Origin of the sequence: Extibacter sp. GGCC_0201, assembly GCF_017566055.1 — a bacterium.
Taxonomy (GTDB): Bacteria; Bacillota; Clostridia; order Lachnospirales; family Lachnospiraceae; genus Extibacter.
Genome location: NZ_JABFCH010000129.1, coordinates 1 through 228 on the forward strand (window position 1 = coordinate 1; position 228 = coordinate 228).

Genomic DNA, 228 nt, shown 5'->3' on the forward strand with positions numbered 1-228 from the left:
GTAAAGCAGAGAGGGGAACACATTTCAAGCAGGCGGTCATAAATCCGGGCGTGGGCGGTGTCCTCCGGGTGCTGCAATTCCTCCAGCGTGAGGTTGGTCGTCACAATCAGCGGCTTCCTGCTCCGGTAGCGGCTGTCAATCACATTGTAGACCTGTTCCAGACCGTATTCTGTGCCACGCTCCATTCCAAAATCGTCAATGATGAGCAGGGGGAAGCTGCAAAGGCGG

General features: G+C 56.1%; 1 protein-coding gene. It reads right to left on the reverse strand.

Going from position 1 to position 228, the window contains the following annotated elements; translation table 11 throughout:
* A partial coding sequence (locus tag HJV72_RS18980; protein WP_208073424.1) for an ATP-binding protein occupies nucleotides 1-228 on the reverse strand: 228 nt, incomplete at both ends.